Below are 16,948 nucleotides of genomic sequence, written 5' to 3' on the forward strand. Positions count from 1 at the left end.
AAAAAATTCTAAACGCCATACGTCTGAAGTTGAGGATTTACGCGTGTTTCAGGGGTGATGTGGCACTCTCGTGCCGCTGAAAGGCCCGAAAATAAACGCTGAAAGGCTGAGTGTTCGCTATTGACTTCACTTTGCCTTTCGGATTGACTGGGCTCGTGAAAGGGTAGTGAACATAATAATTAACAGCTAAATAGGTGCATCATGTCGGTCCCTCTGCGTACCGTTCAACTCAACGAAGCAAACGCATTCCTTAAGAAATATCCTGAGGTTTTGTACGTCGACCTTCTGATTGCGGATATGAACGGTGTGGTGCGCGGCAAGCGCATCGAACGCACCAGTCTTCATAAGGTTTACGAAAAAGGCATTAACCTGCCGGCATCTCTGTTTGCTCTGGATATCAATGGTTCTACGGTGGAAAGCACCGGCCTGGGTCTGGACATCGGCGACTCCGACCGGATCTGCTACCCAATCCCCGGCACCCTGAGCATCGAGCCATGGCAGAAGCGCCCAACTGCGCAACTGTTAATGACCATGCACGAACTCGAAGGACAGCCGTTCTTCGCCGATCCGCGTGAAGTGCTGGCTAACGTGGTACGCAAGTTCGACGAAATGGGCCTGACCATCTGCGCCGCGTTCGAACTGGAGTTCTACCTGATCGACCAGGACAACGTGAACGGTCGGCCTCAGTCGCCACGTTCGCCGGTGTCCGGCAAGCGTCCGATGTCGACTCAGGTGTACCTGATCGACGACCTCGACGAATACGTGGACTGCCTGCAAGACATCCTCGAAGGCGCGAAAGAGCAGGGCATCCCGGCTGACGCCATCGTCAAGGAAAGCGCCCCGGCGCAGTTCGAGGTCAACCTGCACCACGTGGCCGACCCGATCAAGGCTTGCGACTACGCCGTCCTGCTCAAGCGTCTGGTGAAAAACATCGCCTACGACCACGAGATGGACACCACCTTCATGGCCAAGCCGTATCCTGGCCAGGCGGGTAACGGTCTGCACGTCCACATTTCGATTCTCGACAAAGAAGGCAACAACATCTTTGCCAGCGAGGATCCCGAGCAGAACGCCGCGCTGCGTCACGCGATCGGCGGTGTGCTCGAGACCCTGCCGGCGCAGATGGCGTTCCTTTGCCCGAACGTCAACTCGTACCGTCGCTTCGGCGCGCAGTTCTATGTACCGAATTCGCCGAGCTGGGGCATCGACAACCGTACCGTAGCCGTGCGTGTGCCGACCGGTTCGCCGGACTCCGTGCGCATCGAGCATCGTGTAGCCGGTGCCGACGCCAACCCGTACCTGCTGATGGCGTCGGTTCTGGCCGGTGTTCACCACGGCCTGACCAACAAGATCGAACCGGGCGCTCCGGTGGAAGGCAACAGCTACGAGCAGAACGAGCAGAGCCTGCCGAACAACCTGCGCGATGCACTGCGCGAACTGGACGACAGCGAAGTCATGGCCAAATACATCGACCCGCTGTACATCGACGTGTTCGTGGCGTGCAAGGAAAGCGAGCTGGCGGAGTTCGAGAACTCCATCTCCGACCTTGAGTACAACTGGTACTTGCACACGGTCTGATTGGCAGCTACCCGCCACACCCTTGATGGCGGGTGACTGCCCCTATAGGAGCTGCCGAAGGCTGCGATCTTTTGACTTTTGTTTTCAAGATCAAAAGATCGCAGCCTTCGGCAGCTCCTACAGGGATCGGGTTTCAAATTTTTGATTAAAGGCATTCAGCCCGACGATCATCTAATCCCCTGCGTCGAGTCACAACAATGACAATTACTCGCAGCGATTGGGAGCAACGCTTCCAGTCCCTAACAATAGAAAGCCGTGCCTTCATCGACGGCCAGTATTGCGCGGCCGCCAGCGGCGCCACGTTCGAATGCATCAGCCCGGTGGACGGTCGTTTTCTGGCGAACGTCGCCAGCACCGATGAAGCCGATGCGAACGCGGCCGTAGCCGTTGCCCGTCGCACCTTTGAATCCGGCGTCTGGGCCAACCTGGCCCCGGCCGAGCGCAAGCGTGTCCTGATCCGTTTTGCCGACCTGATCCTGGCGAACCAGGAAGAACTGGCGCTGCTCGAAACCCTCGACATGGGCAAGCCGATCAGCGACTCGATGAACGTCGACATTCCGGCCACCGCCAACGCGATCCGCTGGACCGCCGAAGCCATCGACAAGATCTACGACGAAGTCGCCGCTACGCCGCGTGATCAACTGGGCCTGGTGACGCGCGAAGCGGTCGGCGTGGTCGCTGCCATCGTGCCGTGGAACTTCCCGCTGATCATGGCCAGTTGGAAATTCGCCCCTGCCTTGGCGATGGGTAACTCGTTCATCCTCAAGCCGTCGGAAAAGTCGCCGCTGACTGCAATCCGAATTGCGCAACTGGCACTGGACGCCGGTATCCCGAAAGGCGTGTTCAACGTCCTGCCGGGTTACGGTCACACCGTCGGTAAGGCCTTGGCGTTGCACATGGACGTCGACGTGCTGGCCTTCACTGGCTCCACGACGATTGCCAAGCAACTGATGATTTACGCCGGCCAAAGCAATATGAAACGCGTTTGGGCAGAAGCAGGGGGCAAGAGCCCGAACGTGGTGTTCGCCGATGCGCCGGATTTGCGCGCGGCTGCACAAGCTGCGGCCAGCGGCATCGCCTTCAACCAGGGCGAAGTCTGCACCGCCGGCTCGCGCTTGCTGGTGGAGCGTTCGATTCGTGAGCAATTCATCCCGCTGCTGGTGGAAGCACTGCAAGCGTGGAAACCGGGCCATGCACTTGACCCTGCGACCACCGTCGGCGCAGTCGTCGATCAGCGTCAACTGGACAACGTGCTGCGCTACATCGGCATTGGCAAAGAGCAGGGTGCCGAGCTGATTGCTGGCGGCCAGCGCACCCTCGAAGACACCGGTGGCCTGTACGTGGAACCGGCGATTTTCGACGGCGTGACCAACGCCATGACCATCGCCCAGGAAGAAATCTTCGGCCCTGTGTTGTCGGTGATCACCTTCGACACCGCTGAAGAAGCCTTGCAAATCGCCAACGACAGCATCTTCGGCCTGGCGGCAGGCGTGTGGACCAGCAACCTGAGCAAGGCCCACACCTTTGCCCGTGGCTTGCGCGCCGGCAGCGTCTGGGTCAACCAGTACGACGGCGGTGACATGACCGCGCCGTTCGGTGGGTTCAAGCAGTCGGGTAACGGTCGGGATAAATCGCTGCATGCTTTCGACAAGTACACCGAACTCAAAGCGACCTGGATCAAGCTCTAATACTTTTTACAACGACGGTCGCCGGCACGCTGCCTTCGGCCATCGGAGAAACCTATGAAGCAGACACATGTAAACAGCTACTACGCCGCCACTCGCAACTTCACTGGCGACTTCCCGATTCTGGAAGAACTGGTCGAATGCGATGTCTGCGTGATCGGCGCCGGCTACACCGGCCTGTCCTCGGCGCTGTTCCTCGCCGAAGCGGGTTATAGCGTGACCGTGCTGGAAGCCGCCAAGGTCGGCTTCGGCGCCAGCGGTCGCAACGGCGGTCAACTGGTCAACTCCTACAGCCGCGACGTCGATGTCATCGAAGAGCGCTATGGCGACAGGACTGCCGAAGTTCTCGGTAGCATGATTTTCGAAGGCGCCGACATCATTCGTCAGCGCATACAGCACTACGACATCCAGTGCGATTACCGTCCGGGTGGCATCTTCGCGGCAATGAACAAGAAGCAGCTCAAAGGCTTGGGCGAGCAGAAGAAAAGCTGGGAACGCTACGGCAACAAGAACCTGAAGATGCTCGACGCGGCTGAGATCAAGCGCGAAATCGGTTCCGACGCTTACGTCGGCGGCCTGCTGGACATGCAGGGCGGCCACATTCATCCGCTGAACCTGGCCCTCGGCGAAGCCTCGGCGATCATTGGCCTGGGCGGCAAGATTTACGAGCAGTCGGCGGCGGTGGAAATCACCTACGGCGAACCGATCACCGTGCGCACTGCCAAAGGTGTGGTCCGCGCCAAGTACTTGCTGATCGCTGGCAACGCTTACCTGCCACAAGGCCTCGACAACCGTGTGACCAGCAAGAGCATGCCGTGCGGTTCGCAGATCGTCGTCACCGAGCCATTGTCGGAGCAGCAGGCCCGCAGCCTGATCACGAACAACTACTGCGTCGAAGACTGCAATTACCTGCTCGACTACTACCGCCTGACCGCAGATAACCGCTTGCTCTACGGCGGTGGTGTGGTCTACGGCGCGCGTGAGCCGAACGACATCGAGCAGCTGATCAAGCCAAAAATCCTCAAAACCTTCCCGCAATTGAAGGACGTGAAGATCGACTACCGCTGGACCGGCAACTTCCTGCTGACCATGTCGCGCATGCCGCAATTCGGCCGAATCGAGAAAAACGCCTATTACATGCAGGGCTACAGCGGCCACGGCGTCACCTGTTCGCACCTGGCGGGCAAATTGATCTCGGAAATGATTCGTGGCGACGCCGAGCGTTTCGACGCGTTCGCATCCTTGCCGCACATGCCGATGCTCGGAGGCCGCACGTTCTCGGCACCGCTGACCGCCATGGGTGCCGCGTATTACGCGCTGCGCGACCGTTTCGGCATCTAAGCTTTACCTCGCCGGCGCCTCCCCCAAAAGGGGCCGCCGGTTTTTTAAATACTGGAATCACCGCAACCCCCTGTAGGAGCTGCCGCAGGCTGCGATCTTTTGATCTTGTTTGTAAGATCAAGATCAAAAGATCGCAGCCTGCGGCAGCTCCTACAGGTTTGTGGATTGTTTGACGAAGCTGATTTTTACCGCCGTTTATCGAACCTGCTGAGCAACACCAACAAACGTGATTTAATAGCCGCCTTTCACGGTTCAGGGACAGGGAAACGGCAGGATCTGCGCCTGTTTTCCACCCCCATTACCCTTAAGTCGTTCTCACATAAGGCTGTCATGGATACGGGTTCTCGACTCAAATTAGTACGCGAAAGCTACAAATTGTCCCAGCGCGAGCTGGCCCGGCGTAGCGGCGTCACCAATGCCACCATTTCCCTGATCGAACAGAATCGCGTCAGTCCTTCCGTCAGCTCATTGAAAAAGCTGCTCGAAGGCATTCCCATGTCCCTGGCGGACTTCTTCACCTTCGATCAACCCCCGCGCGAGCATCAATACGTGTTCCGCGCCAACGAACAACCAGACCTCGGCCGCCATGGCCTGCGCCTGCTGCTGATCGGCGCCTCTGTGCCGAGCCGGCAAATGCGTCTGCTGCGCGAGCAATACGCGCCTGGGGCCAGTTCCGGGGAAGAGCCGATCGTGCACGCCGAAGGTGAGGAGTGCGGGTTGGTGACCCGGGGGACGGTTGAGCTCACAGTCGATGGGCAGATCAGCGTATTGAATGCCGGGGATGGCTATTACTTCCCGACGACGTTGCCGCATCGGTTTCGCAACATTGGGGCGGATGAGGCGGAGATTATTAGCGCTAACACGCCGGCGAACTTCTAACAGTAAACGCCAGCTAAAAAGCCCGATTTATCGGTGATGCGGTTCACAAACTCGAACACTGTGGCTGTGGCGAGGGAGCTTGCTCCCGCCGGGGCGCGAAGCGGCCCTAAAAACGGGACTGCTGCGCAGTCCACGGGACCAAGCTCCCTCGCCACAGGTTACTTATTGTTCGTTCTATCTTTTAGTGAAAAGCATTGGAATTCATGTGAGCTCTTTTGTTTGAAATCGCGCAGCGATGAGCCGCTTATTGTCTTGCCTGCGCTGAATTCGGGCTGTGAGCAATATGTTTCGGTCCCACCAACGCCCAAAGTATCAGCCCAATCAGTGGCACAAACACGATCACTACCATCCATACCCCTTTGGTGCTCGCTTTCCCCTCGCTTTTACGCACCCGGTTAATCGCCCATAACTCGATCAGCAGAAGCACGGCTGCGAGTACGATCCACGTCGTTTCGTTTGGCATGAGTCACCTCCTGATAGTCATTCAGTTAGGTGAGCTCCCGCACGCAGGGTTCATTAAATTTAAGGTGTCGCTTTCCAGTGACCTCCGCCCGATTCGCAATCAATCCTGGCTTGATCAATGTGCTCTGCACCGTAGTAGTAAGTCGTGACCTGCGCATTGTTGGGAATGTTGAGCGACTTGCTGTTCTTGTCCTTGCTGGTGGAATGCGGATTGGCCAGCGATTCCTGGGTCAGAGTCGCAATGCAGGTGGCTTGATAGTGATCGGCACAATGTTCGACCTTTTTCTTGGCGCTGGTCAGCATGTCTTTGCTTTCATTACTGCATGACCAGTCGATGGAATTGACCGGCATGCCTTCGTACTCGTAGCAGCTGTGCGTTTCGACCACGGGTACGGAAGGGCTTTCAGAGCGGGTCAGCACGTCGCAGCCTTCAGCGGCGGCCAAGGTGGGAATGAAACAGGCGATCAGAAGCAGACGTCTACTGTTCATCGGAATTTCCTCTCCAATGGCGCCTTGCTTGCTCAATGAGCGGCGCTTATAAGAGTTTCGAAACACGATGTCGCTCACGGTTCAATCCGTTTGACGAGTACGCGAGCTGACCTCTTCTGCTTGCGCTGTCACTTTTCAATAAAGTCCCGAATGGCCTTGATCGTCTGCACCGGTGCTTCTTCCATCAACCAATGCCCAGCCCCCGGCACCACAACCTCGGTGACGTTATCCGCCGCGTTGCGCATCACAATCGCTTCATTGGCGCCGAAGGATTTTTCACCGCCGACTGCCAGTACCGGCATGGTCAGGCGTGTTGCCATTGACGCCTTGTTGTCCACTTCATCCTGACGAATGCTGCGAAACTGGGCGAATGCCGCCTGCATGTTGCCGGGGCGGGCGTAAAGTTTGGCGTAGTGTTGGCGGGTCTCTTCGTCGATCTTGGCCGGGTTACCTGCGAACTCGTTCCAGAAGCGGTCCAGGTAGATGCGCTCCCGACCGGCCACCAGCCGCTGCATGTCCGGCCCGCCGAAGTCGAAGTGCCAGAGCATCGGGGAGCGCACGATGTCGTTCCAGGGTGGAATGCCAGGCACCGGCGCATCCATCACCACCAGGCGATCAGTAAGCTGCGGGTAACGCGAGGCGTAGGCGAAGGCGACCATGGTGCCGATGTCGTGGCCGACGACCACTGAATGCTCGATCCCCAGTGCGGCCAGCACGCCTCGGATGTCGCCGGCCTGGGTCTTTTTGTCATAGCCGCTTTCCGGGAGCGACGACAAACCCATGCCGCGCAAGTCCGGCACCACGACGGTGTGATCCTTGGCCAGGTCCGCCGCCAGTGGCGCCCACATGTCGCCGGTGTCGCCGAAACCGTGCAGCAACACCACGGCGGGACCTTTGCCGCCAACGCGCACGTGGATTGTGGCGCCTTCGACTTTGATGTCCTGGGTGCGGAAGGCGGCAGGGAACGGCGTCACCGCTGCGTGTGCTGGAAGGCTAAGCGCCAATAACGTCAAAGCAGTCAGCAGAGTGCGGAACATGACGATGTCTCCAAGTGTGCGCAGGGAAGCGCTGAGGTGCGCTTTATCTGTCGGAGAGCGTAGACGGGGCAGGCAGTAAAAACCCGCAGCGATGCGGGTTTTTTATGACTGACAACGGGTCATTGGCCTTTAGGCGTATCAAACCCGCGTTGCTCTATTACCCGAAACACATCGGTAACGTCCTGGAGCAGGATTTTCGCGATGTTGGCGACGGTGTTGATGTCGTTCTCGGCGTAGTCGGGGAGGCTGGTGCAGGCCATGAGGCTCAGGTAGGGCAGGACGGCGTTGAGGCGTTCGCTGACGCAATTGTGGAGTTCGCGCAGTGGGGCGTCGCTGTCAATCAGGAGGACAGGGTAGCTGGTGCCGAATTGGGTCAGGGGGGTGAAGCGGCGTGGCGGAAGTGAATTGATCATTGGAAATCCTTAGCTCAAGTAATGAATTTGCCACCGATTGCTGCGAAACAAATTGGGTGGCAGCTATGCGTGGGTTCGCAGACCGAGGAGCTAAGACTCGGCAGACCCGAAGATCTCCCACGCACAGCCGCCATAAAACAGAACACAGGCGAATATGCCGCGTCGTATTTTGACGATTGTGGACTTAGCACGCTAGGGCTGCGAAACCCTATCGCCAACAGATGTCAGCGACGGATCGAATATAGGCAGTGATTTTGGTGGCTGCAATTGGGGGTGTAGGACTGGTTTTTGGGGATCAAGGTCAAAAGATCGCAGCCTTCGGCAGCTCCTACAGGACGGTGTAGGCGCTGCTTTTTGAAGTGACGGGCCGGTTTTGTTGGGGGAGCCGGTTTTTGGGCGGGGGGAGCAGGGTAGGCCTGAGGAAATGGGCTATCAGGGGGCAGGAGCGCTTCGCTGCCCAGCCGGAGCAAGCTCCTTCGCCACAATGAGAAAAGTCCTACGCGATTTGCAGACCTCAAGGCGAGCTGCGTCATAGCGACCATTCATTTGCTTGATACTCATCATTAAAGAATGCAAGTTCTGTTTTTTCGCCAAGGGAGGAGGATAGGCACATACCGATCTCGCCTTTGAAGGAATCAGTGCGATGAGAATTTCAACTGTGTTGGCTTTTGTCGCCGTATTAACCGGCAGCATTGCCGTCGCCGTGCCTGCCTATTCGGCTGACCTGTCCTGCCACTTCCCGCCGATCAGCGATAGCGCCGCCAGCCTGCAGCACGCCCAATCCGTGGCGGTGCTCTACAGCGAAAACACCCTCAACACGCAGCAATACCTTGAGAGCTACCACGCCGTTGCGGTGAATGGTGCGAAGAACCCTGAAATGGATTCACGCATCGCCAAGGCGTTCGTTGACAGTTCTGATCCGCAACGGGCGATCAACGGGTTGATGGCTTCGCTGCAAAAACAATTCACCTCGGTGACCGTCTACGACAACCTCGACGCGGCGGTGCAGGCGCATCCTGATGTGGTGGTGATGCTCGACACCTATAGCCGTCTGGTGTCCAAGCGCAACAATCAGGTTGAAGCGCGGTTTGTCGCCAAGTTCTACGATGCCAACCTGCAATACATCGGTCAGGCTGAAGGCTCGCGTGCCGAAAAGATGCCTTCGGTGTGGGTGCATGGCAAAGCCGCGCCGCAGATCGCCGCGCAAATCAATCAGCAAACCGTGTTGCAAGAGAACGCGCTGAAACAGTTCGATGTGTCGTTGAAGGCGCTGTTGACATCCGGTAACGCTGACCATGTTGCAAGCAATTGATGCACCTGTAGGCGCAGCCTTCGGCAGCGCCTGCAGGCTAAGCCTTGCTCACGCTCAACCATAAAGACACACACAATCCCCGCTGTGCCTGCTCATCGGTAAAGCCTAATCGCACCCGCGCCCCGGTGCGGTCCACGATTGCCTTGACGATCGACAGCCCAAGTCCCGACCCCGATTCATCCGTGCCCAGGCTGCGATAAAAAGGGTCGAACACGCGCCCCTGTTCCTCCAGTGCAATGCCTGGCCCCGAATCCTTGATCTGCAACAGCGCCTCGCCTTTGTCCATGACCAGCGAAAGGTCCACGCGCCCATGTTCCGGGGTGTAGCGGATGGCGTTGTCCACCAGGTTTTTCACCACGGCAATCAGGTCGATTGCGTTAATGCGCACCTGCAGGTCTTTTTCGATTTCCACGCCAATGTCGAGGTGCTTGATCTCGGCCAGCGGCATCAGATCTTCCAGGACACGGCGATAGACGTCGTGTACGGAAACCGTCGACACCGCTGGGTTCGAGGCCGATTGCGCCTTGGCCAGTGTCAGCAGTTGATCGATCAGGTTTCTGCCGCGCTCGATGCCGCGCCGCAACGGCACCAGGCGCTCACGGGCCAACGGTGGCATGTCGGCGGCGGCCAGGCGTTCGGCCTGCAAGGACAGGGCCGTCAGCGGTGAGCGCAGTTCGTGGGCGGCATCGGCGACGAAGCGGCGTTGGGTTTCCATCGACTGCGCCACGCGGGTGAGCAAGCGATTGATCGCCACCACGAATGGGCGGATTTCCACGGGCAGGTGGTGTTCTTCAATCGGGTGCAGTTCCTGTTCGTCGCGCCGGTCGATTTCAGAAGAAAGCGTCGCGATGGGACGGAACAATTTGCGCACCAGATCGCCCACGACCAGCAGCAGGACGGGCAATAAAACCAGGAACGGCAGCACACTGCGCAAGGCACTGGCGCGGGCGTCCTTGTCGCGGGCGCCGGTTTCCTGCGCGACGGCGATGCGCTCGCCTTGGGCGGTGGTTTTCACCAATACGCGGAACGCCTCGCCGGCGATGGGCACGGTCGTCAAGCCGTCGGCCAGTGTCGTGGGGAAGGGCAGCGGCGTGCCGGCGTCACCCTTGCCCGTGGCTTTACTGCCATCGGCCAGATACTGAAGAATGATCCGCGATTCGTCATCGTCCTCTGCAACGGTTTCCGGGTACTTGAGTGTCATGTGCTGGCGGTCGAACAGCTCGGCCATTTCGCGCAAGGTGTCGTCCTGCATCTCGTGGGCTTCATCGAAGGCCGACACGTAGGCGAAAATCCCGGCCACGACGGCGACGACCAGGATCGCCAGCGACAACGTTACCGAGAGCCTGAGCTGGATCGACTCACTCAAACGTTTTTTGAAACCATCCATCCCATTCCCCTGACGTTCTTAATGACATGGCTTCCCAGTTTGCGGCGCAGCGCATGAATCAAAAACTCCACCGCGTTGCTCTCCACTTCATTGCCCCAGCCATAGAGGCGGTCTTCGAGTTCGCTGCGCGAGAGAATTGCGCCGGGGCGGATCAGCAGCGCCTGGAGCAAGGCGAACTCGCGGCTGGACAGCAGAATGCCGGGGTTTTCTTCGGTGCTGGCTTCTTTGGAGATCAGGTCCAGTGACACCACGCCATTGTCGAGCCGCGACAAAGCGCTGCCGCCGTGACGGCGCAGAACGGCACGCATTCGCGCCAGCAGTTCGGCCATGTCGAAGGGTTTGAGCAGGTAGTCGTCGGCACCGCCGTCGAGCCCGCGCAAGCGATCATCGAGGTTGTCCCGGGCGGTGATGATGAGCAGGGGCACGGGGTTGTTTTGCCCACGGATGTTATTGAGCACTTCGAGGCCGTCCTTGCCCGGCAGGCCGAGGTCCAGCAGCACCAAGTCGTAGTGCTGGGTGTCCAGCGCGGCGAGGGCCAACAGGCCGTTCTTCACCCAGTCGGTGGCGTAGCTCGCATCTTTGAGAGCGCCCTGGATCGCATCGCCGATCATCGGGTCGTCCTCGACCAACAGAATCCGCATGTTCCGCTCCGATAAAAATAGGCGCGATGGTGATAACCGTCGCGCCTGTATTGAAGCACCTGTGCCGGGGTTTGTCCGCCACGGCCTCCATGCATGACGCGGCTATCGGTCAGGCCTTGGCTTTCATCGAATCAAACGCTTTGAGCAAGTCATCCATCGCCGCTTTGCAGTCGGCCTGGTTCGGGCTGCTTTTGCGCAGCGCGGACAATGCATGATCGATGGCTTTGTCTACCACATGCCAGTCGCTGGCGGCGCGGGGCTTGATGCCGGCTTCGGCTTCGTCCCAGGAGGTCTCCAGGTCCTTGATCCGGGTTTTCGCCGCCGGCAGATCATTTTTGTCGACTATCGCCGCGACGTCGGCGGCGATGTTGCGGAACGGCGACAAGTCTCCCAGTTTCGAACCCGCATTGGTCTGGCTGCTTGCCGCGCCCGAGTTGGCACCGGCACCGGGTTTGTCGGCAGGTTTTGAACAACCGGTCGCGATGCTCAGCAGGGCAATCGACGAGATAATGGCGATATGGCGAATGACGTTTTGAAAATAGCGCATGGCGATTCCTTGATGGCTTTTGAAGGATTACGGAGTGATTTGTTTGCGATTGCCGACGCTGATTTGCGCAACCGCAACGAGGATGATGATGACGCACAGGAACAGCGCGCTGGTCCAGGTTGCGCCCATGCCGAGGCCGCCATAGGTTTTGGCTTGCGTCAGCAGGTCGCCGAGGGAGGCACCGAAAGGACGGGTCAGGATGTAGGCGATCCAGAAGGTGAGCACCACATTGCCGCCCAGGCGCCAGGCGATGAGTGTCGCGGCAATCAATGCACCAAAAATCACCGCGCCAACGGTGAAGCCCAGGCCCAGTGCTTCGGTGGCAAGGTCGCCCGCTGCCGTGCCCAGGGCAAAGGTGCAGAGCACCGTGGCCCAATAGAACAACTCACGTCGTGGCGTGTCGATTTCGCGGATGGACAGGTTGTGTTCGAAGCGATACCAAACCAGAAAGTTGACGATGAGCAATACCGAAAACACGGCAGTGCTGGTGTACAGACTGACGTCCAGCATGTCGGTGAGAATGTCGGTGATCTGGGTGCCGACGATGCTCACCAGAACGACGGTGAGCCAGTAGATCCAGGGCGTGTAGGTTTTGGTGCGCAGTTGGCAGGTCAGGGCGATGGCGAGCAGGATGGCCATGCCGATGCTTGTCCAGACCGCGCCGAGGCCGGCGTCGACGGCAAGAAAGTCGGCGCCGGTTTCGCCCACCGTGGTGGACATGATCTTGATCACCCAGAAGGACAGCGTCACTTCGGGCACTTTGTTGAGCCAGCCGGCTAGGGTCGGGTTCATGTCGGTCAATTCTCCTGAGCAGCGCTATAAAGTGCGCAGGAGTAAGGCTACCGACCGAAACTTAGCTGGGACTGAGCGAAGGCAGAATCCATGATTACCGAAAGCGGGGTATCAGGTATGGACCAACGCAATGGTGAACGAGACCACGATCATGCAGACAAAGGCAAAATTGAGGTTCATGGCCGGCTCATCCGAAGCTTGAAGGTGGCGCTATTTTGAACAGGCGGGGGAAAAATAAAAAATTCGGCGTGGTGATTTGAAAGATCGAGAGAAATGATACTTGGGCGGTTTGTGTTTGTTGCGCTGTTTGGCTAATCTCGCACGAACGCGTATCTTCACGCACAAACAGGCATAACCATGCACGACCAGCACTCCGCGGTTGAATTCCCTCATCTGCGTCGACAGAAAATTCTCTTGATTCTTGAACGTGACGGCAAGGTCATGGCCTCCGAATTGAGTCAGCATTTCGCGGTTTCCGAAGACACCATTCGCCGCGATCTGGCCGAGCTGGACAGCGCCGGGCTGGTGCAGCGCGTGCACGGCGGTGCGCTGCCGCGACCTAAAGACACGGGCAAGGATTACTTCACCCGGATCGGCGAAACCGACGAGACCAGAACACGATTGGCTCGACTGGCGGTGAAGCTGATTCAGGATGGCCAGATCGTGATGTTCGGCTCCGGGACCACGATCTTGCAGATCGCGCGGTCGCTGCCTCTGGACATCTCGATCACTGCCATTACCGCGTCACCGATGACAGCGGTCGCCCTGACTGAATACAAAGGCATCAAGGTGATTCTGGCCGGCGGGCAACTCAATTCTGCAACGATGTCCGCCGGTGGGCATGAAGCCCTGCGGTTGCTCAAGGGCATCAAGGCTGATCTGCTGTTCACCGGCGTCTGTGCGATTCACCCGGACATCGGCATCACCTCACCGCATTTCGATGAAGTGCCGGTGAAACAGGCCATGCTCGACTGTGCTTCCCACGTGATCGCCGTCACCACGGCGGACAAACTGGGCGCGGTGGAGCCGTTTGTGGTTGCGCCGTGTTCGCGGGTGCACACGTTGATTACCGAGCGTCATGTGGCGACAGGCAATGTCGAGGATTACCGCACGCTGGGGATCGAGGTGGTGCAGGTGGATGCTTGACCACATTTTTCGCGTTCACCGACGATCAAATTGTGGGAGCGAGCTTGCTCGCGAAGAGGCCGGCACAGACAACATCCACCTATGACTCAGCGCAGTTTTTCAAGCATTTGGTAGTACCACATGCCGGCCGCCAGCATCGGGTTGCCGAGCAGGTCACCCATGGGGACGCGGATGTGTTGGCATGCGGCGAAGGTGTCGTAGTGCTCCAGTTGGCCTGTGATCGCACGGCCCATGATTTCGCCCATGATGTGGGTGGTGGCGATGCCGTGGCCGGAGTAGCCCTGGCAGTACCAGACGTTGTCCGAGAGTTTGCCCAGTTGCGGGATGCGGTTGATCACGATGCCCATCGCGCAGCTCCACTGGTAATCGATGGCCACGCCCTTGAGTGCCGGAAATGTCTGCTCGATGCACGGGCGCAGTTCGGCGGCGATGTCCCGTGAATCCTTGCCACTGTAGTTGGCACCACCGCCGAACAGCAGGCGCCCGTCGGCGGTCAGGCGGTAGTAGTCGAGCACGAAGCGGCAATCGTAGACCGCCAGGTCTTCAGGGTTGATCTGTTTGGCGAGGTCGCCCAGCGGCGCGGTGGTGACGATGCCGCCCATGGCCGGGAAAATCTTGCCCTTGAGCTTGCCCGGTTCCAGTTTGTGATAAACGTCGCCGGCCAACAGCACCTGATTGGCGTCGATACGTCCGTGGGCGGTGCGCACACCGGGTGTGTCGCCGTGGATGATTTCCAGCACTTCGCTGTTTTCGAAGATCAGCGCACCGAGACTTTCCGCCGCACGGGCTTCGCCGATGCACAGGTTGAGTGGGTGCAAATGCATGTTACGGGTGTTCTTGATCGCGCCGTGATAGAGGTCGCTTTGCAGCAGGTCGCGTACCTGGCTGCGGTCGAGCAGGCTGACCTCATCGCCCATGCCACGACGTACCGCTTCGTCGTAATCCTTGCGCAAGCCGTCCATGTGGCTCGGCTTGTAGGCTGCGTGCAAGTGGCCATGCTTGAGGTCGCAGGCGATGCCGTATTTTTCCACGCGCTGCTTGATGATCTGATGCCCGCGCCAGCGCAGGTGCCAGATGAAATCGTCGACTTCATCGCCAATGGTTCGGCGCATTTGTTTGCGCATGGCTTCGTCGCCCGAGAGGCTGCCGGTGACTTGTCCGCCGTTACGTCCAGTGGCGCCCCAGCCGATTTTGTTGCTTTCGACGATGGCGACTTTCAGGCCTTTTTCAGCCAGTTCGACGGCAGTAGCGACGCCGGTGAAACCGCCGCCGATGATCACCACGTCAACTCGGTGCAAGCCTTGCAGCGTCGGGTAATCGGTTTCGTGATTGAGGGTGGCGGTGTAGTAGGAATTGCAACGTTGAGTCATGGGAGTATCCAGGCAAAATTGGGAGGAGAGGGCTGTAGGAGCTGCCGCAGGCTGCGATCTTTTGATCTTGAAAAAGCAAAATCAAAAGATCGCAGCCTGCGGCAGCTCCTACTGGCATCGGTAAGGCTTAGGCCTCAGTCAAATACCAACGCCAATCCTGCTCACCCACTTCAGCCATGAACTGCCGATACTCGGCACGCTTGACCGCCAGATACACCCCAAGAAATTCCTGCCCCAACGCATCCCGCGCCCATGCCGAGTTTTCCAGCGCCGTCAGCGACGTCAGCCAGTCGGTCGGCAGCAATTGCGTGGCTTGCGCGTAGCCGTTGCCTTGCACCGGTTCGCCCGGATCGAGGTTTTCGCTGATGCCACGATGAATGCCGGCCAGAATCGCCGCCGCCGCCAGATACGGGTTGGCATCGGCGCCGCAAATGCGGTGTTCGATGTGACGGCTGTTGGCCGGGCCACCGGGAACGCGCAGGCTCACGGTGCGGTTATCCACGCCCCAGGTCGGTGCCAGTGGTGCGTAGCTGTTGGCCTGGAAACGTCGGTAGGAGTTGGCGTTGGGGCAGAACAGCAACAGCGAATCCAGCAACGAGGCGAGCATGCCGCCAATCGCGGTGCGCAGCAGTGGCGTACCGGCCGGGTCCTCGGAGGCGAACAGGTTACGACCTTCGGCATCGGCAATGCTGACGTGCATGTGCATGCCGGTGCCCGCCAGATGATCGAACGGTTTGGCCATGAATGTGGCCTGCATGCCGTGCTTGTGGGCGACGGCTTTCACCAGGCGTTTGTAGCGCACAGCCTGGTCCATCGCCTGCAAGGCATCGCCGTGTTCGAGGGTGATTTCGACTTGGCCCGGGGCGTATTCGGAGATCGCCGTGCGCGCCGGAATGTCGTGGAGTTTGCACGCTGCATAAAGGTCGGCGAGGAAGGGTTCGATCTGTTCCAGCTCGCGCAAGCCATAGACCTGAGTGTGTCGCGGTCGGCCACCGTCAGCATCCAGCGCCGGTTGCGGGCGTCCGTTGTGATCGCGCTTGGCATCGAGCAAATAGAACTCCAGCTCGCACGCCATCACCGGGTGGTAACCCTCGGCTTTCAGGCCATCGATCACCTTGATCAGCAGATGGCGCGGGTCGGCGATGCTCGCTGGCATGCCTTCTTGCGGGTGCATGCTGACTTGCACCGCAGCGGTTGGAATCTGCCGCCAAGGCAAGCGCACGAGGCTGCCTTCCAGTGGGTAGGCGCGGCAGTCGATATCGCCCACTTCCCAGACCAGCCCGGAGTTTTCGACGTCGTCGCCCTGCAAGGTCAGGCCGAGGATGGTGCTCGGCAGCGGACGACCGCTTTCATACACCGCCAACAGTTCTTCGCGGTGTAGCAGTTTGCCGCGCGGCACACCGTTGGCATCGAGGATGAACAGCTCGATCATGTCGATATCGGGGTTGTTCGCCAGAAAACGTTGGGCATCTTCAAGGGCTGCAAATTTCATAGTTCGTCACTCACGTTGGCGTCCCGTGGACGCGCGGATTCCGGCCAGCGCACGACGACGGATAAAGATCCGGAGCGTGCTGGCAGCGATAGCAAAAAGGCTGGGGGCTCGATGCGTCGAAGACGCAATCAGGCGAGCAGGGAGCTATCCGGCGGGCGTGCGGAGTGACGCAGTTTTGAGCGGCGCAGGGCCATGGGGAGGTTGACGATGCGTTTCATCAGGCAATGCCGTCCACGATCAGCAGGGAGGTGATCAGGGGTGAGGCGTCCAGCATGGAGTGCTCTGACGGTGATGTACGCATGACTCATGTTTCCAGATGGAAAACGTCGGTGGCCGGTGAACAGCCATCCGTGGGTGACTGGATACTAGGGGTGAAT

The 16,948-nt window shown here is 59.0% G+C and carries 16 protein-coding genes; 6 read left to right on the forward strand and 10 right to left on the reverse strand.

The window, feature by feature from the left end:
- The first annotated feature begins 201 nt into the window (after positions 1-201).
- The 4 genes from KUF73_RS17125 to KUF73_RS17140 all read left to right on the forward strand — a co-directional run bounded on the left by KUF73_RS17125 (position 202) and on the right by KUF73_RS17140 (position 5,483).
- Positions 202-1,578 (forward strand): glutamine synthetase family protein, encoded by a 1,377-nt coding sequence (locus KUF73_RS17125; protein ID WP_218439240.1) that lies wholly within the window; start codon positions 202-204, stop codon positions 1,576-1,578.
- 197 nt (positions 1,579-1,775) lie between these two features.
- A complete protein-coding gene (locus KUF73_RS17130; RefSeq protein ID WP_218439241.1) occupies positions 1,776-3,266 on the forward strand; it encodes an aldehyde dehydrogenase in 1,491 nt (496 codons plus the stop codon).
- A gap of 54 nt (positions 3,267-3,320) precedes the next feature.
- Positions 3,321-4,604, forward strand: a complete 1,284-nt coding sequence (locus KUF73_RS17135; RefSeq protein ID WP_218439242.1) for an FAD-binding oxidoreductase — start codon at positions 3,321-3,323, stop codon at positions 4,602-4,604.
- 330 nt (positions 4,605-4,934) lie between these two features.
- Positions 4,935-5,483 (forward strand): cupin domain-containing protein, encoded by a 549-nt coding sequence (locus KUF73_RS17140; protein ID WP_008011722.1) that lies wholly within the window; start codon positions 4,935-4,937, stop codon positions 5,481-5,483.
- A gap of 244 nt (positions 5,484-5,727) precedes the next feature.
- Here KUF73_RS17140 and KUF73_RS17145 read toward each other — a convergent pair whose 3' ends face one another.
- The 4 genes from KUF73_RS17145 to KUF73_RS17160 form a co-directional block, all read right to left on the reverse strand.
- Positions 5,728-5,946, reverse strand: a complete 219-nt coding sequence (locus KUF73_RS17145) for a PLD nuclease N-terminal domain-containing protein (RefSeq protein WP_218439243.1) — start codon at positions 5,944-5,946, stop codon at positions 5,728-5,730.
- Positions 5,947-6,005: 59 nt separating this feature from the next.
- Entirely contained in the window at positions 6,006-6,434 is a 429-nt protein-coding gene (locus KUF73_RS17150) for a hypothetical protein (RefSeq protein WP_218439377.1), read from the reverse strand.
- Positions 6,435-6,562: 128 nt separating this feature from the next.
- On the reverse strand, positions 6,563-7,471 hold the full coding sequence (locus tag KUF73_RS17155; RefSeq protein WP_218439244.1) for an alpha/beta fold hydrolase: 909 nt from the start codon (positions 7,469-7,471) through the stop codon (positions 6,563-6,565).
- Positions 7,472-7,590: 119 nt separating this feature from the next.
- Positions 7,591-7,884 (reverse strand): fructose-bisphosphate aldolase, encoded by a 294-nt coding sequence (locus tag KUF73_RS17160; protein ID WP_218439245.1) that lies wholly within the window; start codon positions 7,882-7,884, stop codon positions 7,591-7,593.
- Positions 7,885-8,527: 643 nt separating this feature from the next.
- On the opposite strand from KUF73_RS17160, the gene KUF73_RS17165 reads away from it, so the two are divergent.
- Positions 8,528-9,196, forward strand: a complete 669-nt coding sequence (locus KUF73_RS17165; RefSeq protein ID WP_218439246.1) for an ATPase — start codon at positions 8,528-8,530, stop codon at positions 9,194-9,196.
- Positions 9,197-9,233: 37 nt separating this feature from the next.
- Here the strand turns inward: KUF73_RS17165 and KUF73_RS17170 are convergent, their stop codons facing one another.
- The 4 genes from KUF73_RS17170 to KUF73_RS17185 form a co-directional block, all read right to left on the reverse strand.
- Positions 9,234-10,583, reverse strand: coding sequence for an ATP-binding protein (locus KUF73_RS17170; RefSeq protein ID WP_218439247.1), 1,350 nt, complete (start codon positions 10,581-10,583; stop codon positions 9,234-9,236).
- Positions 10,559-11,224 carry a response regulator gene (locus KUF73_RS17175; protein WP_218439248.1) on the reverse strand — a complete coding sequence of 222 codons (666 nt, stop codon included), beginning with the start codon at positions 11,222-11,224 and terminating at the stop codon, positions 10,559-10,561. The genes KUF73_RS17170 and KUF73_RS17175 overlap by 25 nt, the downstream gene beginning before the upstream one ends.
- A gap of 109 nt (positions 11,225-11,333) precedes the next feature.
- Positions 11,334-11,771 (reverse strand): hypothetical protein, encoded by a 438-nt coding sequence (locus tag KUF73_RS17180; protein ID WP_218439249.1) that lies wholly within the window; start codon positions 11,769-11,771, stop codon positions 11,334-11,336.
- Between the two features lie 27 nt (positions 11,772-11,798).
- The gene (locus KUF73_RS17185) at positions 11,799-12,563 is read right to left on the reverse strand and encodes a hypothetical protein (RefSeq protein WP_218439250.1); all 765 of its coding nucleotides are present in this window, start codon (positions 12,561-12,563) and stop codon (positions 11,799-11,801) included.
- A gap of 357 nt (positions 12,564-12,920) precedes the next feature.
- Here KUF73_RS17185 and KUF73_RS17190 point away from each other — a divergent pair, with 357 nt between their 5' ends.
- On the forward strand, positions 12,921-13,709 hold the full coding sequence (locus KUF73_RS17190; RefSeq protein WP_218439251.1) for a DeoR/GlpR family DNA-binding transcription regulator: 789 nt from the start codon (positions 12,921-12,923) through the stop codon (positions 13,707-13,709).
- 86 nt (positions 13,710-13,795) lie between these two features.
- Here KUF73_RS17190 and KUF73_RS17195 read toward each other — a convergent pair whose 3' ends face one another.
- Complete coding sequence (locus KUF73_RS17195) at positions 13,796-15,079, reverse strand: FAD-binding oxidoreductase (RefSeq protein WP_218439252.1); 1,284 nt, start codon at positions 15,077-15,079, stop codon at positions 13,796-13,798.
- Positions 15,080-15,206: 127 nt separating this feature from the next.
- Positions 15,207-16,571 (reverse strand): glutamine synthetase family protein, encoded by a 1,365-nt coding sequence (locus tag KUF73_RS17200; RefSeq protein WP_218439253.1) that lies wholly within the window; start codon positions 16,569-16,571, stop codon positions 15,207-15,209.
- Positions 16,572-16,948 lie beyond the last annotated feature (377 nt).

Origin of the sequence: Pseudomonas sp. PD9R, assembly GCF_019200975.1 — a bacterium.
Classification (GTDB): Bacteria; Pseudomonadota; Gammaproteobacteria; order Pseudomonadales; family Pseudomonadaceae; genus Aquipseudomonas.